The organism is Burkholderia sp. 3C (assembly GCF_054589155.1).
Window position 1 is genome coordinate 170206 of sequence record NZ_BAAILN010000096.1, and the last position, 3462, is coordinate 173667.

At 68.4% G+C, this 3462-nt stretch carries 3 protein-coding genes; all 3 read right to left on the minus strand.

Going from position 1 to position 3462, the window contains the following annotated elements; all coding sequences use genetic code 11:
* Nucleotides 1-1097: branched-chain amino acid ABC transporter substrate-binding protein (locus ACYP33_RS20450; protein ID WP_459623664.1), on the minus strand; the 1097-nt coding region annotated here is incomplete at its 3' end.
* 200 nt (nt 1098-1297) lie between these two features.
* Nucleotides 1298-2671, minus strand: a complete 1374-nt coding sequence (locus ACYP33_RS20455) for a DHA2 family efflux MFS transporter permease subunit (protein WP_459623654.1) — start codon at nt 2669-2671, stop codon at nt 1298-1300.
* Between the two features lie 107 nt (nt 2672-2778).
* On the minus strand, nt 2779-3462 hold a 684-nt coding region (locus ACYP33_RS20460; protein WP_459623656.1), incomplete at its 5' end, for a hypothetical protein.

The window sequence follows — 3462 nt, forward strand, 5'->3', positions numbered from 1 at the left end:
GTGCCGTTGCGGTAGGTGTAGATCGTGATCGGCGAATCGGTCAGGTCGCGGTCCTGGTTGAAGCGGTAGTGGCCCGAGATGCCGTCGGCGTCGATCGCCTGCAGCGCCGCGCGATACTTGGCCGGATCGGTCGAACCGGCCTTGACCATCGCCTGCGCCACGATGTTCACGCCGTCGTACAGCGCCGCGCTGTAGGTCAGCGGCGGTGTGTTGAAGCGCTTCGCATAGTCGGCCGAGAACTGCCGGCCGGCCGGCGTCTGGCTCAACACCGGGCCGCCTTGCGGGCAGTACACGTTGCCGTCCACCGCATCGCCGCCGAGCTTCGCGAGTTCCTCGTTGCACATTGCGTCGCCGCCGAGCAGGTAGCCCTTCATGCCGAGGCGCTGCATCTGCTTGCGCATCGAGCCGGCCTGCGCGTAATAGCCGCCGTAGAACACGCCTTGCGCGTTGGCACCCTTGATATGCGTGAGGATCGCGAGGAAATCGGTGGCCTTGTCCGAGGTGTATTGACGGTCCACCACCTCGATGCCGTTCGCCTTCGCGGCCGCGATGAACTGCTCGGCGAGGCCCTGGCCGTAGGCGGTGCGGTCGTCCACCACGGCGATGCGCGTCACCTTCAGTTGTTTGGCGGCGAACGTGCCCATCCGCGCGCCGAGCTGCGTGTCGCTCGCGGAAATTCGGAATACGAACGGATAGCCGTGCTGCGTGATCGACGGGTTCGACGCCACCGTGGCCAGCACGATGTTCGCGTTGTTGACGGGGGCCGAGATCGGCAGCGCCACGCCGGAATTGAACGGGCCGAAGATCGCGTTGACCTTCGCGTCGATCAGGTTCTGCGCGACCGTCATGCCGGTGCGCGGGTCGCCGGCGTCGTCCTGCGAGATCAGCTCGAAGCGCGTCTTGCGCCCGCCGATCACCAGCCCCTGCGCGTTCAGGCGCTCGATCGCGAGCCGCACGCCGTTCTCGTCATCCTTGCCGGTGGCCGCCTGCGAACCCGTGAGCGGGCCGGTCAGCCCGAACTTCACGACCTGCTCGTCGGCCGCATGCGCGCCCGTCGCGATCATCCCGCCGGCAAGCGCCGCGAACCCCATTGCCATCCAGTGCTGTTTCATCGTTCTCTCCTCGTGCTGAATCGGTGTGCCGCCCTGCCGACCCACCGTCGGCGCCGCGTCGAGAAGCATTCTGGAGAGCCAAATTTGTCGAAAGTATTTGCGATTTCAGAACTACACTTCGGCGAAGTCCGAAGTATAGGTCGCCAAAAAAGCGGGGGCGGCGGCCGGCCGCTCGCGCTTTTTCTTCAGCGCGTGCCGGCGACGGAGGGGCGGCTGCCGAGCGAGCCGAACACGAACGTCGAGGCCACCGTGATCGCGCCGACCAGCAGGAAACTCATCCGGATACCGAACAACTCGCTGCCGTCGGGGCCGGCCAGCAGGCTCGCGAAGCCGCCGCCGATCGATACGCCCAGGCCCATTGCGAGCATCTGCACCATCGAGAACAGGCCATTGCCGCTGCTCGCGTCGCGGTGCGAGAGATCCTTCAGCGTGACGCTGTTCATGGCCGCGAACTGCATCGAGTTCGCGCCGCCGAACGCGGCCAGCAACGCGAGATCGACCAGCAGCGGCGTATGCGGGGCGATCGCCGCGAAGCCGAGAATCGACGCGCCCACGATCAACGTGTTCACCTTGAGGAACGGCACGTAGCCGAAGCGCTTCACGAGCGGTGCGATCCAGCGCTTGGTGATCACGCCGGCGATCGCGGCCGGCAGCAGCACGAGGCCCGCATGCAGCGGCGAATAGCCGAAACCGAGCTGCATTTGCAGCGGCAGCAGGAACGGCACGGCGCTGGTGCCGATCCGGCACACCAGGTTGCCGATCAGGCCGGTGCTGAACTTGCGATCGGCGAACAGGCCGAGCCGGAACAGCGGGCGCTCGCGGCGGCGCGCGTGCGCCACGTAGCCGAGCACGGCCAGCGCGCCGCCGAGCGTGGCCGCGGCGATCCACATGCCGCGCGCGGGCACGGCCGGCATGTCGAGCGCGAGCGAGCAGGCCAGCATCGCCAGCGACAGCAGCACGCAACCGATCAGGTCGAACGGCTCGCGCTCGGCGAGGCCGTCCGCCGGCAGGTAGCGCAACACGGCGAGCAGGCCGACCGCGCCGATCGGCACGTTGACGAAGAAGATCCAGCGCCACGACAGCGCCTGCGCGAACCAGCCGCCGAGCGTCGGGCCGATGATCGGGCCGACCTGGGCCGCCACCGAGACGAACGCGAGCGCGCCCACATAGGCCTCGCCGGGCACGCTGCGCAACACCGCGAGCCGCCCGACCGGCAGCAGCATCGAGCCGCCGATGCCCTGCACGATCCGCGCGATCACCAGTTGCGAGGTGGTGTGCGAGGCCGCGCAGGCGAGCGAGCCGATCGAGAACACCAGGATCGCGGCGAAGTAGACCGAGCGCGTGCCGTAGCGGTCGGCGAGCCAGCCCGAGGCGGGCGTGAGCATCGCCATGGTCAGCGTGTAGGCCACCACTACCGAGCGCATCGACAGCGTGGCCTCGCCGAACGCGTGCGCGATCGACGGCAGCGCCGTGTTGACGATGGTGGTGTCGAGGGCTTGCATGAAGAAGCCGGCGGCTACGATCCAGAGCAGCGCCGATTGAGAAAGAGATCGCGTCATGAGTCGGGGAGGAGCGGCAAGTAACGAAACTGAAAGCCGGGCGGCGTTCAGTCGGAGCGTGACCATACGCCGGTTCCTCGATTATTGCGCGATCAATCGTTGCCGGCTCAATGGGATGGCTGCGCGCCGGCCGGGCCGCATTGCGCGTTGGCCCCGACCACGTTGTCGTTGCGCGGGTCCGGGTCGCCGCCGACGCTCACTACCGACAGCGCGGCGCCCGCGTTGCGGTAGCGGTAGCTGCAATAGCCGACGCCGGTGCCCGAGCAGGTATCCGCCTCGATCACGCCGTGCTTCGCCAAGTCGGCCGCCGCGTCGTCGGGGCCGGGCTTTTCCGCCGGGCGCACCGGTTGCCAGCCGGCCGCGATCAGGATGGTGCGGGCCACGGCGATCGATTTGCCGAACACGTTCGGCACCATCGCGCGCCCGCCGCAGAACGAGCGCGAGGCGGCCACGCCGGTCAACGCCAATCCTTCGTCCTGCTGATGCAATTCGGCCACCGGGCCGCCGACGCGTTCGCCCTCGCCAATCAGCAGGCCGCCGGTTTCGAGCGGATCGAGCGTGCCGAACTGCCAGGGCGCGGTGCGGGAGAGATAGGCGAGCGCAACCAGTTTCGCGCCGTCGAACACGCCGAGGTTGGTGTTGTGCGGCGTGCAGATCGCGCTCGTGCCCGGATCGAACCCGCTGGCGAACGACACCACGCGATAGCGGCCGAGCGAGGCCTCCGACATCGCGAACCAGCCCATCGCCTCGACCGCGCGGCCGGCCGGCGACAGCGCTTTGGCGTCGAGGCG